Genomic DNA, 14469 nt, shown 5'->3' with positions numbered 1-14469 from the left:
TGGTGGAGGTGGACGGGGGTGTCGAGGTGGACGGGGGAGTGCTCGCGGCCGTGAAGTCCTTGACCGTCTGGTAGGACTTCTTCGGCGTGAAGTTGTTCCGCAGGAGCCCGAAGTTCTGCTCGATGTCGTTGGTGTTCGTCCCGGTGTCGCGGATGTTGTAGATGAACGCAGGGCCCACCCAGGCGGTGTCGCGTGCCGAGGCGAGCAGGATCTGGATCGTCTGCGCCTGCACGTCCTCGCTCACCGCAACCAAGTTGGTGCCGGTGGGGGCGCCCGATTCGGTCATCCAGAGGAGTTTGCCGCCGTCGCCGTTGGCGGTCATGAAGTCGTGCATGTCCCACATTCGCTGAAAGGTGCTGTAGGAGCGGGTCGATGGATCGTTGGGCAACGCGGGGAAGGTGTAGGGGTGGACCGCGACCGCGTCGAACGAGTTCTTCAGGTTCGAGGTGTAGAGCGCCTTGAGGAAGGTCAACGGTGCGATGTCTCGGCCGTTGTCGACGGCCGGCGCGAGGCCGCCGCTGATCACCGTGGGCGCCGGTGACAGCGTCCGAATTGCCGCCGAGGCCGCGGCCAGCAATCGGCCGTAACCGGCGGTGTCCGGTGCGGGCTTGTAGAAGATGTTGAGGTTCGGCTCATTCCAGATCTCCCAGACCCCGATCGAGTTCTGGTAGTGGATGGCGGCGTCTCTGGCGAAGGCGGCGAAGGTCGCCGGGTCGGCGGGCCGGAAATGGCTGTCGGTGGGGTTGTCGGCAGAGTTCTGCGCCCACCGCGGCGTGTAGGCGACCACGCCTGTCGGGCACATCCCGAGACTGGTGATCTTGTTGACGACGCGGTCGAGGGCTGTCCACGTACGGGTTCCGCGCTGCGGTTCGATCACCGACCAGTCGACGTCGACGCGAACGAGTCCGACGCCGGCGTCGCGGGCAGCGGTGAGCTCACGGGTGAGGTCGGAGTCGTTGAGGCCGAGGATGCCCGCGCCGGGCGACACCCCGACGCGCCCCTTGGCGGCCGATCCCTGGCATGCCGCGGGAGCAGCGGTGTGCGCAGTGGGTACGAGAACGGTTGCGGCGCATACGGTCAAGGCCACGACAACGGCGGCGCGGGCGACGAAAGAACGGCGAGTACGAGCGGGTCGTGCAGTGGACATCGGGGGGACCTCTCCAGTGCGGCTGCGTGGGCGTCTACTGCAGAGGTTGCGACCAGTCCCCCCGGACACGCAGGCCACAACCTTCTCGAACGAACGCAATAGTCACACCAGTCACGCGGCGCCACCGCGTCAGTGACCAAAGCTGAGCCGATCCGAGAGCGTTTCGTTACCTCGTCCGCGCATGGTCGGCGAGCTTGTGTCCGACATCGAGGACCGGTGGTGGCTTGTCGGTGTCTGGCGAATCCTGCTGGAGGAGTTCGTCGATACGGTGGAGCTGATCGGCACGGTCAGCGCATCGTCGCCGGCACACTCGATGGCCGTTTCCACGCAGTCAGGACGCTCAGGTTGCGTTCCGGTGCCGCTGATCAGGACTGCGCGGTGAGCACCTGCCGGAGGAGGTGGAGGGCGACGCTGGTGGAGCGGTTGCGGACGTCGGCTCGCGACCCCGGCAGCACGAGGGTGCGGGTCACCACGGTGCCGTCACCCAGCGCGATCCCGAAACACACGGTGCCCACGGGCTTCTCGGGCGTACCGCCCCCGGGTCCGGCGATGCCGGTGGTCGAGATCGCGGTGTCGACGCCGAATCGCCGGAGCGCGCCGGTCGCCATGGCCGCGGCGACCTGTTCGGACACTGCGCCGTGTGCGGCGATGAGATCGGCATCGACGCCGAGGACCTCGGTCTTGATCTCGTTGGAGTAGGCGACGGCGCCGCCGACCACGTACGCCGAGGACCCCGCGCGATCGGTGAGGCGCCCGGCGACCAGTCCCGCGGTGCACGATTCGGCCGTGGCGACGAGGCGGCCCGAGAGCAGCCCGGCGACCTGGTCGTCGACGGTGGACCCGTCGACGGAGAAGATCGCGCGACCGTGTTCGGCCTGCAGCAGGTCGAGCAGCGCGGCGTAGGCGTCGTCGGCGCCGGTGTCGATGCGGGTGACGATCTCGAGTTCGGCGCGGCGCAGGCAGGTGGTGATCTCGAGGCGGTCGAACCCGGAGATGGTCGACTCGGCGGTCCGCAACGTGACGGCGAGCTCGGACTCGGGGAGGCCGATCATGCGGACGGTCTCCTGGCGCTGCTGCGGGGCCGAGGCCAGGATCGCGGCCACCGCGGGCACCTCGACGACCGCGGGCCACATCGCCTGCAGTTCCGGCGGCGGACCGGGCAGCACCACCACGGTCGGGAGGGTGTCGGTGCCGGACACGACGACGCCGGGAGCGGTGCCGGTCGGGGTGACCCACTGCGCGCCGGCGGGGATCATCGCCTGTTTGCGCGTCGCCGCGGCGACGGAGTCGAGTCCGGTCGTGTCGCCGCGCGCCGCCATCCAGCGGTTCACGACGGCGCCGATGGTCTCCTCGAGCGCGGTCTCGAGGACGAGTTCGCGTCCGGTGAAGCGGGCGACGATCTCGACGGTCAGGTCGTCGGCGGTGGGACCGAGTCCGCCGCTGGTGAGGATCAGGTCGACACCGTCGTCGGCGAGGAACCTCAGCTGCGCCTCCATGTCGGCGGGTCGGTCGCCGCAGACGGTGATGTGGGCCAGCTCGATTCCCGCGTCGCCCAATTGTCTGGCCAGCCACGGACCGTTCGCGTCGGCCACCCGTCCGGTCAGCACCTCGGTCCCGGTCACCACGATTCCTGCGCGCACACTCACGATTGCCGAGCCTACGGGGTGCGACCGGACCGACCGCCGCCGTTCCCGTCCGGCCCGGGCGATGTCACTCCGCGCGATGCAGGAAGGTCAACACGGTGAGGGCGAGGATCTTCAGGTCGAGGAGGATCGACCAGTTCTCGATGTAGTAGTTGTCCCACTCGGCGCGGTCGGCGATCGAGGTCTGGCCCCGCAGGCCGTGGACCTGAGCCCAACCGGTGACGCCGGCCTTCACGCGGTGGCGTTCACCGTAGCGGCGGATCTGCATGTCGAACAGTTCGACGAACTCGGGGCGTTCGGGACGCGGGCCGACAAGGCTCATGTCCCCGCGCGCGACGTTGATCAGCTGGGGCAGTTCGTCCATCGACGTCGATCGCATGATCCTGCCGATCTTGGTCCGTCGGTCCACGCCCTCGACCCCGCCGGTGCGGCACCGGCGGTGAGCTCGAACGCGGCGTCGGCCTCGGTCGGTGGGCGCATCGATCGGAACTTGAGGCAGCCGAACACCTTTCCGTTGCGCCCCACGCGGTCCTGCGAGAAGAAGATCGGGCCGGGTGAGCTCAGCTTGACCAGCAGCATTAGGGTGAGGAAGAGCGGGGAGATGAGAAGGAGTCCGAGTGTCGCGGCCACGCGATCGACGGTGTGCTTCACCGCGAACTGCCAACTGCGCGGGTTGACGCGGGGGAGGATCAGCAGGGGCACGCCGCCGAGATGATCGATGCGTGCCCGGGCCCCGACGGCGTCGTGCGCGCGGGGCAGCACCCACGCACGGATACCGCGTCGGTGCGCCGCGCGGACGACGCGGGCGAGCTCGTCGTCGTCGATGTCCTCGGCCGCGACGACGACCTCCTCGGCGTGGGTCGCCGCGATCGCGTCGGCGATGGCCTGCGGAGGGCCGAGTCGGGGCACGCCGTAGGAGTCGGGTTCATCTGTCGCGACGTCACCGGTGAGCCGCAGGGGGGTCGCGGCGAGGATCCCCACCGGCCGGAGGCCGTACTCGGGCATCTCGCGCATGCGGAGGAAGAGTTGGTGCGCCATCAGCCCGTCTCCGACGACGAGAGTCGTTGCGAGGGACCCGTACCGGATGCGCAGGTTGCGCTGGATCACGACCCGTGCGAGCCGACCGCCGGTGACGAGGACGACTGCGCAGACCCATACCTTGGTCGTCGTGGCGCCGGTCTGGGAGGCTTGGGTGAGGAACGTGACGATGAAGCCGAGGGTGAGGACCGCGGCGACGGCCAGGGTCGTCTGCACACGCGGGAGCTCGTCGAGGAAGTTGCGGCGCAGCTGTTTGCGATACATCTGCTGCATCGCGAACGTCTTGATCATCGCGGGGACGAACAGCCACACCGACCACAGCGGAGGGCGCTGGTCCTGTGTGGCGTAGGCCCAGAGCGAGCCGAGGGCCACGGCCGCCGAGGCGGCGATGACGTCGACGAAGACCGTGACGATGGAATGCCCGGGGTGCGTCGCGATGGGTCGTCGCGGACTCGACGGTCACCGTTGGACTCCTTCAGGTCGTCGCGCGGTGCAGTATTTCAAACCGAAAATTTGCCAAGCATAACGATGCTCGACGCCGGAGAACGCCGAACCGCCACACCGCGGCCGGAGGTGAATCTCGCGTGCGGTCGCGCGATCAGCGCCCCGAGCATGGCCGGCACCGTGACCGACAGGTCGTGATGCTGCGCCACCCGACGGCGTGCGCCGGCGACGACGTCGGCCCGCAGCGTGGGATCGGAGAGGACCTGGGAGATCGCGCGCGCCATCGCGACGGGGTCGCACGGCGGCACGAGCACACCGGCGTCGTCGGCGAGGAACTCGGTGGTGCCGCCGTGGTCGGTGCCGATCACGGGCCTGCCGTAGGCCATCGCCTCGAGCACCGAGAGCGGGCCGGCCTCGGGTTCGACGCTCGCCGAGACGATGTCGAATCGGCGCAGCGCCTCACACAGGTCGAGGTGGCCGAGGAACTCCACGCGGCCGTCGAGATCGGGCTCTGCGGCGCGTGCCCGCAGCGCGGCAACGTGGTCGACGTCGCCGGGGAAGTGGCCGCCGGCGAACTCGACCCGCACCCCGGGCAGCTCGGCGACGGCGTCGAGCAGCACGCGGTGTCCCTTCCACGGGGTGAGCAGCGCCAACATCCCCACCACGGGCGGGGTGTGCAGGACCTCGGGCAGGGCGTCGACGGGCCACGTGACGCCGTTGTGCCGGACGACGACCGGTAGGTGTAGCGCCCGCAGCGGTCGGGCCGTCGCATCGGACACCGCCACCGCGCGACGGATCCCGCCACGGGCGAGGCGGATCACGCCCCGTTGACGTCCGGTGATGACGGTGTCGTGGACCAGCCACGACACCCCGCGCGGGCCGGCGGCGATCCGCGCCGCCGGCAACGCGTTCAGGGAGTTCACGACGACGGCGACACCCGGCTCGGCGGCCGCCGCGCGCAGTCGACGGCCCGTGCGGAACCAGCGGGCGACCAGCCGCGCGCCACCGGCGATCCGCGCCGCGCCGCTCTCGCCGGTGAGTCCGAGGTGGTCGATGGCCAGGTGCTCGACCGTCGGCGGGAGGCGGTCGACGAGCGGGCCCGCGGGGCACGCCACGGTGACGTCGTGGCCGTCGCGCAACGCCTGTCGCGCGAGGTCGAGCATCACCTTCTCGGCCCCCGACACCTGCCCGGAGTGCGCGACGAAGACGACGCGTCCCACCGACGGCTTCGTCGTCGACTCGGTCATGACGTCACCCCGTGCACCTTGGCGTGTCGGCCGGGTGCCCGCGCGGACGCGCGGACCAGGGGCAGGGCCACGAGGGTGACGACGAGCGCCGTCGACACTGACACCACCGGCCACGGGATGATCCTCGCGGCCGGCGTCCCGACGGCGCACGCGAGGGCCGTGACCGCGGCGAGGGTCAGCACCGACCCGAGTGGGAACAACCCGACGATCGGCAACGTCCGCACGATCACGATCCACAGCACCACGAGGACCGACCCCAGCGTGGCGACGGTCGCGATCGCCGCGCCGTCGTAGGACATGCGCGGGATGAGGATCACGTTCATCACGACGTTGAGCACCAGTCCGCCGAAGGCGACCAGGGGGTAGCTACGGGCCTGACCTGCCGAGGCCAGCAGGTAGATGCCCAGCACGATCAATGCGTTGAAGGTCGCCCCGAGCACGAGCATGCGCGCGGCGAACGCGCCGACCACGAAGCGTTCGCCGTAGAGCAGACCGATCACCTGTGGCGCCGACGGCCAGAACGCCGCCACCGCGACCGCACCGCCCGCACCGAACGCGGCGGCCGCCCCGCGGCAGCGGCGCCGGAACACCCCGGGTTCGTGCGGCCACGCCGCCTCCAACAACGTCGCGACCGGACCGGCGGCGGCCAGCACGAAGGTGTCGAGGATGTCGGAGAACTTGTAGCCGATGCCGTACACGCCGACCGCGTCGAACGTGTCGAGGATGCTCAGCAACAGCATGTCCACCTTCTGCAGGGCCACGGTGAGGGCGAAACCGATGGCGAGCGGCGCGGCGTCGAGCAGCATCGGCCGCCACCGGGCGAACTCGACGTGCCGCGACGGCCGCAGCCCGCCGTCGCGCCGGCTGATCCCCACCGCCTTGATCACCAGGGCGAGGACCTCGTTGACGACCGGCGCCAACACGAACAGCAGCAGGTAGGGCGCGAACAGGGCGGCGGCGATGGTGAGGGCCAGTTGCACTGTCTGTCCGAGACTCTCGGCCATCGCCGAGAGCAGGAGTCGGTGGCGGCTCTGGAACACGACGGTCAGGGCGTGGCCGGGGGTCGCGACCACGACGACGAGGCCCGCGACCGCGGTCGCGCGGATGACCTCGCCGGGGTAGCCCAGCGCGACCACGCAGATCAGGGCGATGGCGTACCCGCCGAGACCGAGCAGCAGCCGCAGCGCGATGAAGGCCGATGCGGTGCGTGCGACCTCGTCGGGGTCGTCGACGATGAGCCGCGCCATCACCGCGCGCCCCACGCCGAGATCGGTGAAGATCGCCATCAGTCCGAGCAGCGCGAAGACGAACGTGTAGTGACCCCACGCCTCCGGCGAGAGGATGCGGGCGATGATCACGCTGCCGGTCCACCCGAGGGCGGCGATCACGACACGACTGGCGAGCATCGCGCCCATCGCCTTCGCCGCGGCCCGACCGTCCGAGGCCGCGCCCTGCGCCGAGCCGGGATTCGTCGGCTCCGGTGTGACGACATGCGGATCGGGGGGCGGGGTCGCCACCCGGTCGGCCGATCCCGTGCTCACCGGGATCTCGCTCTCATGGGCAGATCCCCTCCGCCCGGTATACGTCCACCGTCGCGCGGGCGGTGCGTTCCCACGTCACCGACGCCATCACCGATGTCGCGGCGCGGCTCAGCTCGGTGCGGGCCGACGGGTCGTGCACCAGTGGCGCCATGGCGGCGACCCAGTCGGCGACGTCGTCGGTGGCCACGAGACGCGCGCCGCCGCCGACCACCTCGGGGAGCGCGCCGACCGCGCTCGCGACGACCGCGGCACTGCATGCCATGGCCTCGACCGGTGGCAGGCCGTACCCCTCGTAGTACGACGCGTACGCGGTCACCGTGGCCGCGGCGTACAGCGCGGGGAGGTCGGCGACGTCGACGTATCCGAGCCCGATCGCCGAGGCGGGCGCGTCGGGTCCGGTCGACCGGGCGCCCGCGAGGACGCAGGGGATCCCCAGTTCGTCGGCCACCGCCACGACCAGGGCCACGTTCTTGCGCGGCTCGACCGTGCCCTGCAGGACGAACTTCTCGGGCAGCCGATGCGCCGCACGCACACGGTCCACGTCGGCCTGCGACGGCGGTCGGGCCCAGCCCGCGGGGGCGAGTTCCACCACGTGCGCGTCGCGGCCGGTGACCGCGTGGATGCGCTCGGCGGTGAACGCCGACACCGCGATGAGGACGTCGGCCCGGCGCAGCGAACGGCGGACGAGCACGTTCTCGCCGGCGGCGCGGAACCGGCTCGACGCCGACGGCATGTTGATCACCGACAGGTCGTGCACCGTCGCGACGGTCGTCGACGGTCCGGCCAGCGGCAGGTCGACGTCGAGACCGTGGAAGACCGACGCCCGCATCGGGGCGGCGCCGTAGACGGCACGTCGGGCGCCGTCGGACACCGGGCGCGTGACCGCCGCCATCCCGCGGGGCAGCTCGGCCACCGCGTCGGACTGGATGAGTGCGGTGGTCGGTGTCGGGGCGAGCAGGTCGGGCATGTGCCTCAGGAGCTCGCGGATGTAGGTCTGGACACCACTTCCGCCCGGTCGGAGTGCGAGCGCGCCGAACGTGAATCCTGCTGTGCTGTTGCGCATCCCACCACTCCCAGGAGAAGCCAAAAATGAAGGTCGAGCGGAAAGATCTCGAAGTAGGTCGCGACGAGGCTCGCGGCCATCGCCGCCACGATCGACGCGCTGACCCCGAGCGCCAACGCCCCGTCGCGGCCGGGCAATCGACGCGCGGACTGCACGCACCACACCAGCGCGGTGAGGACCACCGCGAGGAAGGCCCACAGCCCGATCGGTCCGAGTTCGAGCAGCGTCTTGATGTAGTAGTTGTCGGGCTGATAGTTCGCCGACGTTGACTGCGTCAGTCCGCCTGCCGACGCCGTGACCGTCTGCGGTGACTGGCCCTGGGCCGTCGAGATGCGGTCGGCGGCAGCACCGCTCGAGCCCAGGCCGCGTCCCAGTGGGTGCACCAGGATGCTGGAGATGATCTCGCTCCACCCGGCCCCGCGTTGACCGAGGCTGCTGGAGGAGAAGAACACCGACGTCGTCGACGCCGGCAGGAACGCGAACGCCGCCACCGCCACCGCCAGCAGTGCCCCGAGGGGCGCGAACAGGTATCGGAACCGGATCACGGCGAGCCAGATGATCCGACGAGAAGATCGAGAATCGCCGCGCGGACGACCGATGTCGCCATCACCACGGCCATCACCGGCGCGAGCCAGAGGACGATCCGGTTGCGGCGTCGACGGGGTTCGGCCAGCGCCACCGCGCCATTGACCAGCCGCCCGACCATCACGTACAGCCCGAACCCGAACGGCTGGTTGAACGTGCGGAACAGGGGCCCGCTGGTGCGCACCTGGGTGCCGAAGTCGTAGCCGAACTGCACGAGCCGGGCCGGTCCGACGATCTGCTGGAAAATACCGACCGCGCAGGTCACGACGCACATGACCATCAGGACGGTGACGAGGTGGTCGCGGTCACGGGTGTCGAACGGCGCCCACCACAGCACCACCAGGACCAGCAGGTAGAAGAACGTCACCTTGGCGCCGACCAGTCCGATCGGTCCGTAGACCACGAGCGCCGAGACGAGTCCGAAGGCGACGAACACGACGATCGCCGGCCAGTAGGGGATGTGCACCGGCGGTGAGGTGCGGCGGACGCCGCGCCGGGCGAAGGCGCACACCAGGGTCACCGCGAGGAGCGCCTCCTTCCACGCGGCCGCGACCCCGGGCACGGGCGCGATCACGAGCAGCCCGCTCAACGGGGTGAGGGCGGCGAGCAGCAGAAGCCCACGCTGGGGTCGCTGCCAGATGAATCGCACCACGAACACGGCCAGCACGAGGGCGACGACCGCGGCGGCGCCGTAGGCGACGAGACGCACCCCGCACGACCTCTCCGACGGACCGGTCTGCATTCGTTGTTCATCATCGCGAATCTCCATCATCGCGAATTTTTCGACAGTTCGAGGGAGTTCGGCGCTTCACAGCCCGCGTCGCGTCGCGGATGACATCGGCGTACAGGCAATCGGCAGGTCCTGCGCCAGGGAACTGCCAGCGTCGATTCGTAGCTTCGTGGTTGTCGCCCGGCGAGACCGTCGGACGACGCGACACGACAACGAAGGTGGGTGGAACGCGATGCGTATCAAGAAGATCCTGATCGGCACGGTGGCCGCGGGCGGTATCGGACTGGCGTCGTTGGGTGCCGGTGCGGGGGTCGCGTCGGCGGCACCGACCGCGGTCGCGAGCCATCAACAGACACAGAACCACGAGCAGATCGGCTACGCGTCGCCGTCACGGCCGATGGTGGCCCCGGGACCGGTCCGTCGACCCGACACCCGACCGTTCGAGTTCCGCGGACAACGCGTGACCCCGCAGTTCCGCGCCGACCACCACGGTTGGGGCTTCTGGTTCTTCGGCTTCTGGGTGCCGCTGGCCTTCTAGGTCGCGCATCCTCCGTGCGCGGGGCCGGGTGCCTGTCGGGTGCCCGGCCTCGTTGCGGTGGGCGCCTCAGCGGCCGAGCAGTCCGCCGAGCGCGCCGCCGACCCCCGACTGCTCACCGGCGCCGGTGCCGCCGATCATCCCGCCCGGCGGGAGCTCCGAGGGCTGCACGATGACGAAGCCCTGGCCGGAGAACGAGAGCGTGAACCGCTCGCCGGTGCTGCGACCGATGAGCGTGCCGAGGTTGAACGAGTCGTTCTGCTTGACCCCGGTGCGCAGGCTCGACGACCACGCCACCGCGGCCTGGGGATCGGCGTAGGTCGGCTGGTCGACGTTGAGCACCACCGGCGTCCCGTCGGTGGTGATCGCGATCCGTCCGCGGCCGGTGAACACGCAGTTGAACAGGCCGGCGTTGCTGGCCATCGCCGCGCCCTGCACCCGCGCGATGTTGTACGACAGCGTCGACTCGAAGGCGAGGACGTTGGCCCCGTTGATGGTGAGGCCGTCGGTGCCGTCGAGATCGATGAGGTGGACATCGGTGGATGCGTTGGCGAGGAACAGATCTCCGCGTCCGACGACCTTCATCAGCGGCACGCCCTCGCCGGAGAGTCGCTGTCGGATCATGTTGCCGATGCCGCCGGATCCGAGGGCCTCGAACTTCAGGTCGCCCTGGTAGGCGACCATCGATCCGGTCCGTGCCATGACGTCCCCGTTGAGGGCGACCTTGCACATCTTGCTGCCCTGCTTCTGGATGCCCGGCGCGCTGGCCTCGGCGTACTGGGGTGCGAACAGTTCGCTCTGCATGGGAGGTCCTCCGGGGTTCGAGCCCATGGATGGGGCGGGTGATGGCGTGGGTGCGGCAGGCGGTGGGGAGACCGGCGCGGCAACCGGCGTCGGTGCCGCCGGCTGCGCCGCGGGTGGGGTGGGCGGTGGCGCGGGTTCGTCATCGATGTCGATGCCGAAGGCGGTCGCGATGCCGGCGAGGCCGTCGTCGTAGCCCTGGCCCACGGCGCGGACCTTCCAGGCGTCGTTGCGGCGGTATATCTCCACACAGACCAGAGCGGCCTCGGTGGTGAGGCCCGACATCGCGAAGGTGAGTGGTTCGCCGCCCGAGGTCACCGTCGCGGTGATCTCCCCGGCGCCGGCGAAGGTGGCCGGACCCGAACCGTCGAGGCTCGCGGTCACGACGACGGTGCTCACGTCGGCGGGCAGCGCGGCGGTGTCGACGGCGACGATGTCGCCCGCGCCGCGACCATGGCGGTACTCGACGCCCGGCCCGACGGGGTTGTTGAAGAACACCAGATCGGCGTCGGAGCGGACCTTCCCGTTCTCGCCGAGCAGCAGGGCCGAGACGTCGACGGAGTTCGCCGACGTGACGGTGACGGCCACCGCCGCGGCCGGCAGCGGACGGTTCTCACCGCGGGCGAGCGCGGTCACGATCGGTTCCCCATCACGGCGACCAGTCTTACAGAATCCCCACCCGGTGGGTCGGGTGAATCGGCGACGGCTGTCGCGCTACTTCTTCTCGCAGGCGATGCCGTCGTTGTCGCGGTCGCGACTGGTGTTGTCGGAGTACACGGACGCGTCGATCTCGAAGTTCGACACCGGCCTGCCCGAGGTGGAGTCGACGGCGCCGGGTTTGCCGACGCCGTGCGGGTAGTCGGCATTGAGCGCGGCGCAATTGGAGTACGTCTGCGCCGAGGTGGGGGCCACGCCCATCACGCCGCCGAGGGCGAGGACGCCGGCGATGAGGACGACACGGATGGTGCGGGTGAAGGTCATGGGCGCGCTCACTTCTCGTCAGGCGTGGCGTCACCACGCGAGAGGTGACCGTAGCCCTCAGGTGACGGCGGCGATGTCCGATTCGTGCGCCATTCGTGTGATCGGCTGACGCTCAGGCGTCGGCGGCGACCGGGGCGGTGGCGGTGACCGCCGCGAGGATCTCCGGTCCGCGCTCGGCGACGAGGGTGACCGCACGTCGATGCGCCCAGGCCAGCAGAGGTGTCGCGACGACCACCTCGACCACCACCGCGAGGTACGACAGCGGCGTCGGGAGCAGTAGTCCGATCGCGATGCCCGGGGCACAGATGAGAGCCATGGCGGGAATGGCGGCCAGGGACCAGCGCACACTGGCCCCCGACATCGAGCCGCGCGAGTTCATCGACGAGATCGACGAACCCGGCGGCACCCGGTACGGGGCGAGGGCGGGCAACAGCGCCGCGACCGATGCCGCGGTCGCCGCGCCGCCGACGATGACCGACACCGCGACCGGCCAGGTGGCCGGGTCGGTGTGACGCACGATGCGCGCGACGACGGTGCCGACGATGCCGACGGTCAGGGCCAGCGATGCCGCCAGTGTCATGCGGGCGCGGATGACCAGGGCCGCGGCCGAGGGAGCCGTGATCAACACCGCGAACGCCCACCGGTCGAGCCCGAAGGTGTTGGCCAGCATCGACCCACACATGAACACCACGAGCGGTGCGCCGAACTGCATGCCGTAGGCGTCGGTGCCCGAGAGCATCAGCACCACACCGATCACGATGAACGCCAACGGCAGGATGGCGAGTCCGAGCCGCTGGGGATCGGTGACGAGCATGCGGGCCTCGGTGCGCAAGACGAGCACTGTCGGTGACGCGGTGACCCGTCGAGGGGCGCCGCCGCGCCGCTCGCTGGTCGCCGCCGAGACCGCGTCGGAGTACATCGCCTGATCGATCCGTCGTGACCACGTCACGTAGAGGCCGCCGGCCAGGAGGGCGAGGCCTCCGACGACCACCACCGCGAGCCACCACCGACCTGAGGTGACCGACTCGCCGGCCACGACGGGCCAGCCGGTCGGCAGCACGCGCGCGGTCACCTGCAGCGCCTGGTTGCGTGGATCGATGGCGCCCTGCGACAGGAGCAGATACACGACGTAGACCGCCGCCACCGCCACGACACTGGTCACGGTGGCCACGATGCGTCCGGTCTGCGATCGCATGGCCTGCGCATAGGTCAGTCCCACCAACCGCGAACCGATCACTCCGATCGCCGCGGTGGGTGGGATCGCGACGACGGCGACGACGATCGCGGCCACGTCGAGGTCGGGTCCGGTGGCGAGCGCGAGCGGTACGAGCAACAGCGCGACGATCGCGAACCAGAGCCCGGGGCCGCGCAGCATCGCCCGTCCCGATGCGGTGCGCAGCGCGTCGGCCGACACCGGCAGATGTCGGACATCGGTCGGCGCGACACCGGCCGGTCGACTCGCGATGAGCGGTGCGATCGCGAGCGCCCCGATCACGACGAGTGCACACAGGGCCGCGGTGGTGCGGCGGGGCGCACCGGCGTCGGTGGCCATCGTGAGCCCCACCATCGCGACCAGTAGCAGGAAGGCAAACGCGCCCACCAGGATCCGCAGCGCGACGGGCGTGGGCGAGGCGCCGCGGATGGCGCGGTCGAGATCAAGCAGCGCGGCGACGGTGTCGCGGGTCGGGCGCGACACCGGGTCCGAGGCCGGCCGTGACGTGTCGGTGCTCATCGGACGCCGTTCCCGCCGTCGAGCCAGTCGAGTCCGGGCGCAGCGGTGTCCGCACCGTCCGCCGCGGATTTGTTCACCGTGTCGACGAGGATCGATTCGAGGCTCGTGCCCGCACGCACTGCGGCGGTCTCGCCCGCGGTGACCAGTCGCCCCTTGTCGAGGATCGCGACGTGCGTGCAGATCTGTTCGATCAGAGTCATCGAGTGGCTCGAGAGCACCACCGTGCCGCCGGTGGCGGTGAAGCGTTGCAGGATCTCGCGGATGGTGACCGCCGAGACCGGGTCGACCGCCTCGAGCGGCTCGTCGAGGACCAGCAGCCGCGGGGAGTGGATGAGTGCGGCGGCGAGGCCGATCTTCTTCTTCATGCCCGCCGAGTACGAGCTGACAGGTTTGTCGGCGCTGGCGGCGATGTCGAAGACGGCCATCAGGTCGGCTGCGCGGGCGTCGGCGACATCGGTCGCGAGTCCCTGCAACACCCCGACGTGACGCAGGGCCACGTGGCCGGGCAGCGCCTCGGACATCGTGGGGCCGTCGGGGAGCAGTCCGACGCGGCCACGGGCGGCGACCGGATCGGCCCACACGTCGTGTCCGTCGAGGAACGCCGACCCGTGCGACGGACGCAGCAGACCGGTGGCCATCGACAGCCACGTCGTCTTCCCCGCGCCGTTCGCACCGACCAGCCCGTAGAGCGATCCGCGCGGGATGGCCAGGCTCACCCCGGACACCGCGACCTGTCCATCGTACATCGCCGTCGCGGTGCCGTACACCTTGGTGAGCTCGCGGGTCTCGAGTGCCGGGACCGCAGCCGGGGTGGCATCGGACGCGTCGGGGGTGCGGGGATGATCGGGGTACACAGGTGGCCTCTCGGTCGACGTACCGGAATCTTTCGCTGGGCGAATCATATGTGCCGACCAGGCCGGGCGGGGTGAGAGGGATTTGTTCGCGAGCTGCAGGTTCACCTACACTTGACCGGTTGCCTGCG

At 70.4% G+C, this 14469-nt stretch carries 15 protein-coding genes; 2 read left to right on the top strand and 13 right to left on the bottom strand.

What is annotated here, in order from left to right; translation table 11 throughout:
• A partial coding sequence (locus TU34_RS14870; protein WP_238981329.1) for a glycoside hydrolase 5 family protein occupies window positions 1-1087 on the bottom strand: 1087 nt, incomplete at its 3' end.
• Window positions 1088-1328: 241 nt separating this feature from the next.
• Between TU34_RS14870 and TU34_RS14865 the strand changes: the two genes are divergently transcribed.
• A complete protein-coding gene (locus TU34_RS14865; RefSeq protein WP_045823685.1) occupies window positions 1329-1529 on the top strand; it encodes a hypothetical protein in 201 nt (66 codons plus the stop codon).
• Here the strand turns inward: TU34_RS14865 and TU34_RS14860 are convergent.
• The 8 genes from TU34_RS14860 to TU34_RS24575 form a co-directional block, all read right to left on the bottom strand.
• On the bottom strand, window positions 1513-2793 hold the full coding sequence (locus TU34_RS14860; protein ID WP_045823684.1) for a competence/damage-inducible protein A: 1281 nt from the start codon (window positions 2791-2793) through the stop codon (window positions 1513-1515). The genes TU34_RS14865 and TU34_RS14860 overlap by 17 nt on opposite strands.
• A 64-nt stretch (window positions 2794-2857) precedes the next feature.
• Window positions 2858-3154 carry a sugar transferase gene (locus TU34_RS24505; protein WP_052688956.1) on the bottom strand — a complete coding sequence of 99 codons (297 nt, stop codon included), beginning with the start codon at window positions 3152-3154 and terminating at the stop codon, window positions 2858-2860.
• A complete protein-coding gene (locus tag TU34_RS24345) occupies window positions 3133-4200 on the bottom strand; it encodes a sugar transferase (protein ID WP_052688955.1) in 1068 nt (355 codons plus the stop codon). Before TU34_RS24345 ends, TU34_RS24505 begins: the two co-directional genes overlap by 22 nt.
• Window positions 4201-4328: 128 nt before the next feature.
• Window positions 4329-5519 carry a glycosyltransferase family 4 protein gene (locus TU34_RS14850; RefSeq protein ID WP_065973611.1) on the bottom strand — a complete coding sequence of 397 codons (1191 nt, stop codon included), beginning with the start codon at window positions 5517-5519 and terminating at the stop codon, window positions 4329-4331.
• Complete coding sequence (locus TU34_RS14845; RefSeq protein ID WP_052688954.1) at window positions 5516-7060, bottom strand: oligosaccharide flippase family protein; 1545 nt, start codon at window positions 7058-7060, stop codon at window positions 5516-5518. The genes TU34_RS14850 and TU34_RS14845 overlap by 4 nt, the downstream gene beginning before the upstream one ends.
• 13 nt (window positions 7061-7073) lie before the next feature.
• Complete coding sequence (locus TU34_RS14840; protein ID WP_045823682.1) at window positions 7074-8123, bottom strand: glycosyltransferase; 1050 nt, start codon at window positions 8121-8123, stop codon at window positions 7074-7076.
• A complete protein-coding gene (locus tag TU34_RS24580; protein WP_338063004.1) occupies window positions 8033-8668 on the bottom strand; it encodes a hypothetical protein in 636 nt (211 codons plus the stop codon). Before TU34_RS24580 ends, TU34_RS14840 begins: the two co-directional genes overlap by 91 nt.
• Window positions 8665-9417, bottom strand: coding sequence for a hypothetical protein (locus TU34_RS24575; protein ID WP_338063003.1), 753 nt, complete (start codon window positions 9415-9417; stop codon window positions 8665-8667). Before TU34_RS24575 ends, TU34_RS24580 begins: the two co-directional genes overlap by 4 nt.
• A gap of 253 nt (window positions 9418-9670) precedes the next feature.
• Here TU34_RS24575 and TU34_RS14830 point away from each other — a divergent pair, with 253 nt between their 5' ends.
• Window positions 9671-9976, top strand: coding sequence for a hypothetical protein (locus TU34_RS14830; RefSeq protein ID WP_045823681.1), 306 nt, complete (start codon window positions 9671-9673; stop codon window positions 9974-9976).
• A 66-nt stretch (window positions 9977-10042) separates the two neighbouring features.
• On the opposite strand, the gene TU34_RS14825 is transcribed toward TU34_RS14830, so the two are convergent.
• From TU34_RS14825 to TU34_RS14810, 4 genes are all read right to left on the bottom strand, one after another.
• Entirely contained in the window at window positions 10043-11410 is a 1368-nt protein-coding gene (locus tag TU34_RS14825) for an AIM24 family protein (protein WP_045823680.1), read from the bottom strand.
• 78 nt (window positions 11411-11488) lie between these two features.
• Window positions 11489-11755, bottom strand: coding sequence for an excalibur calcium-binding domain-containing protein (locus TU34_RS14820; RefSeq protein WP_045823679.1), 267 nt, complete (start codon window positions 11753-11755; stop codon window positions 11489-11491).
• Between the two features lie 112 nt (window positions 11756-11867).
• Window positions 11868-13487 (bottom strand): hypothetical protein, encoded by a 1620-nt coding sequence (locus TU34_RS14815; RefSeq protein WP_045823678.1) that lies wholly within the window; start codon window positions 13485-13487, stop codon window positions 11868-11870.
• Window positions 13484-14341 (bottom strand): ABC transporter ATP-binding protein, encoded by an 858-nt coding sequence (locus tag TU34_RS14810; protein ID WP_045823677.1) that lies wholly within the window; start codon window positions 14339-14341, stop codon window positions 13484-13486. The genes TU34_RS14815 and TU34_RS14810 overlap by 4 nt, the downstream gene beginning before the upstream one ends.
• Between the last annotated feature and the right edge of the window lie 128 nt (window positions 14342-14469).

The organism is Williamsia herbipolensis, assembly GCF_000964005.1.
Taxonomy (GTDB): Bacteria; Actinomycetota; Actinomycetes; order Mycobacteriales; family Mycobacteriaceae; genus Williamsia_A; species Williamsia_A herbipolensis.
The sequence above is the reverse complement of the archived record's forward strand: the minus strand, read 5'-3'. Positions and strand labels throughout refer to the sequence as shown.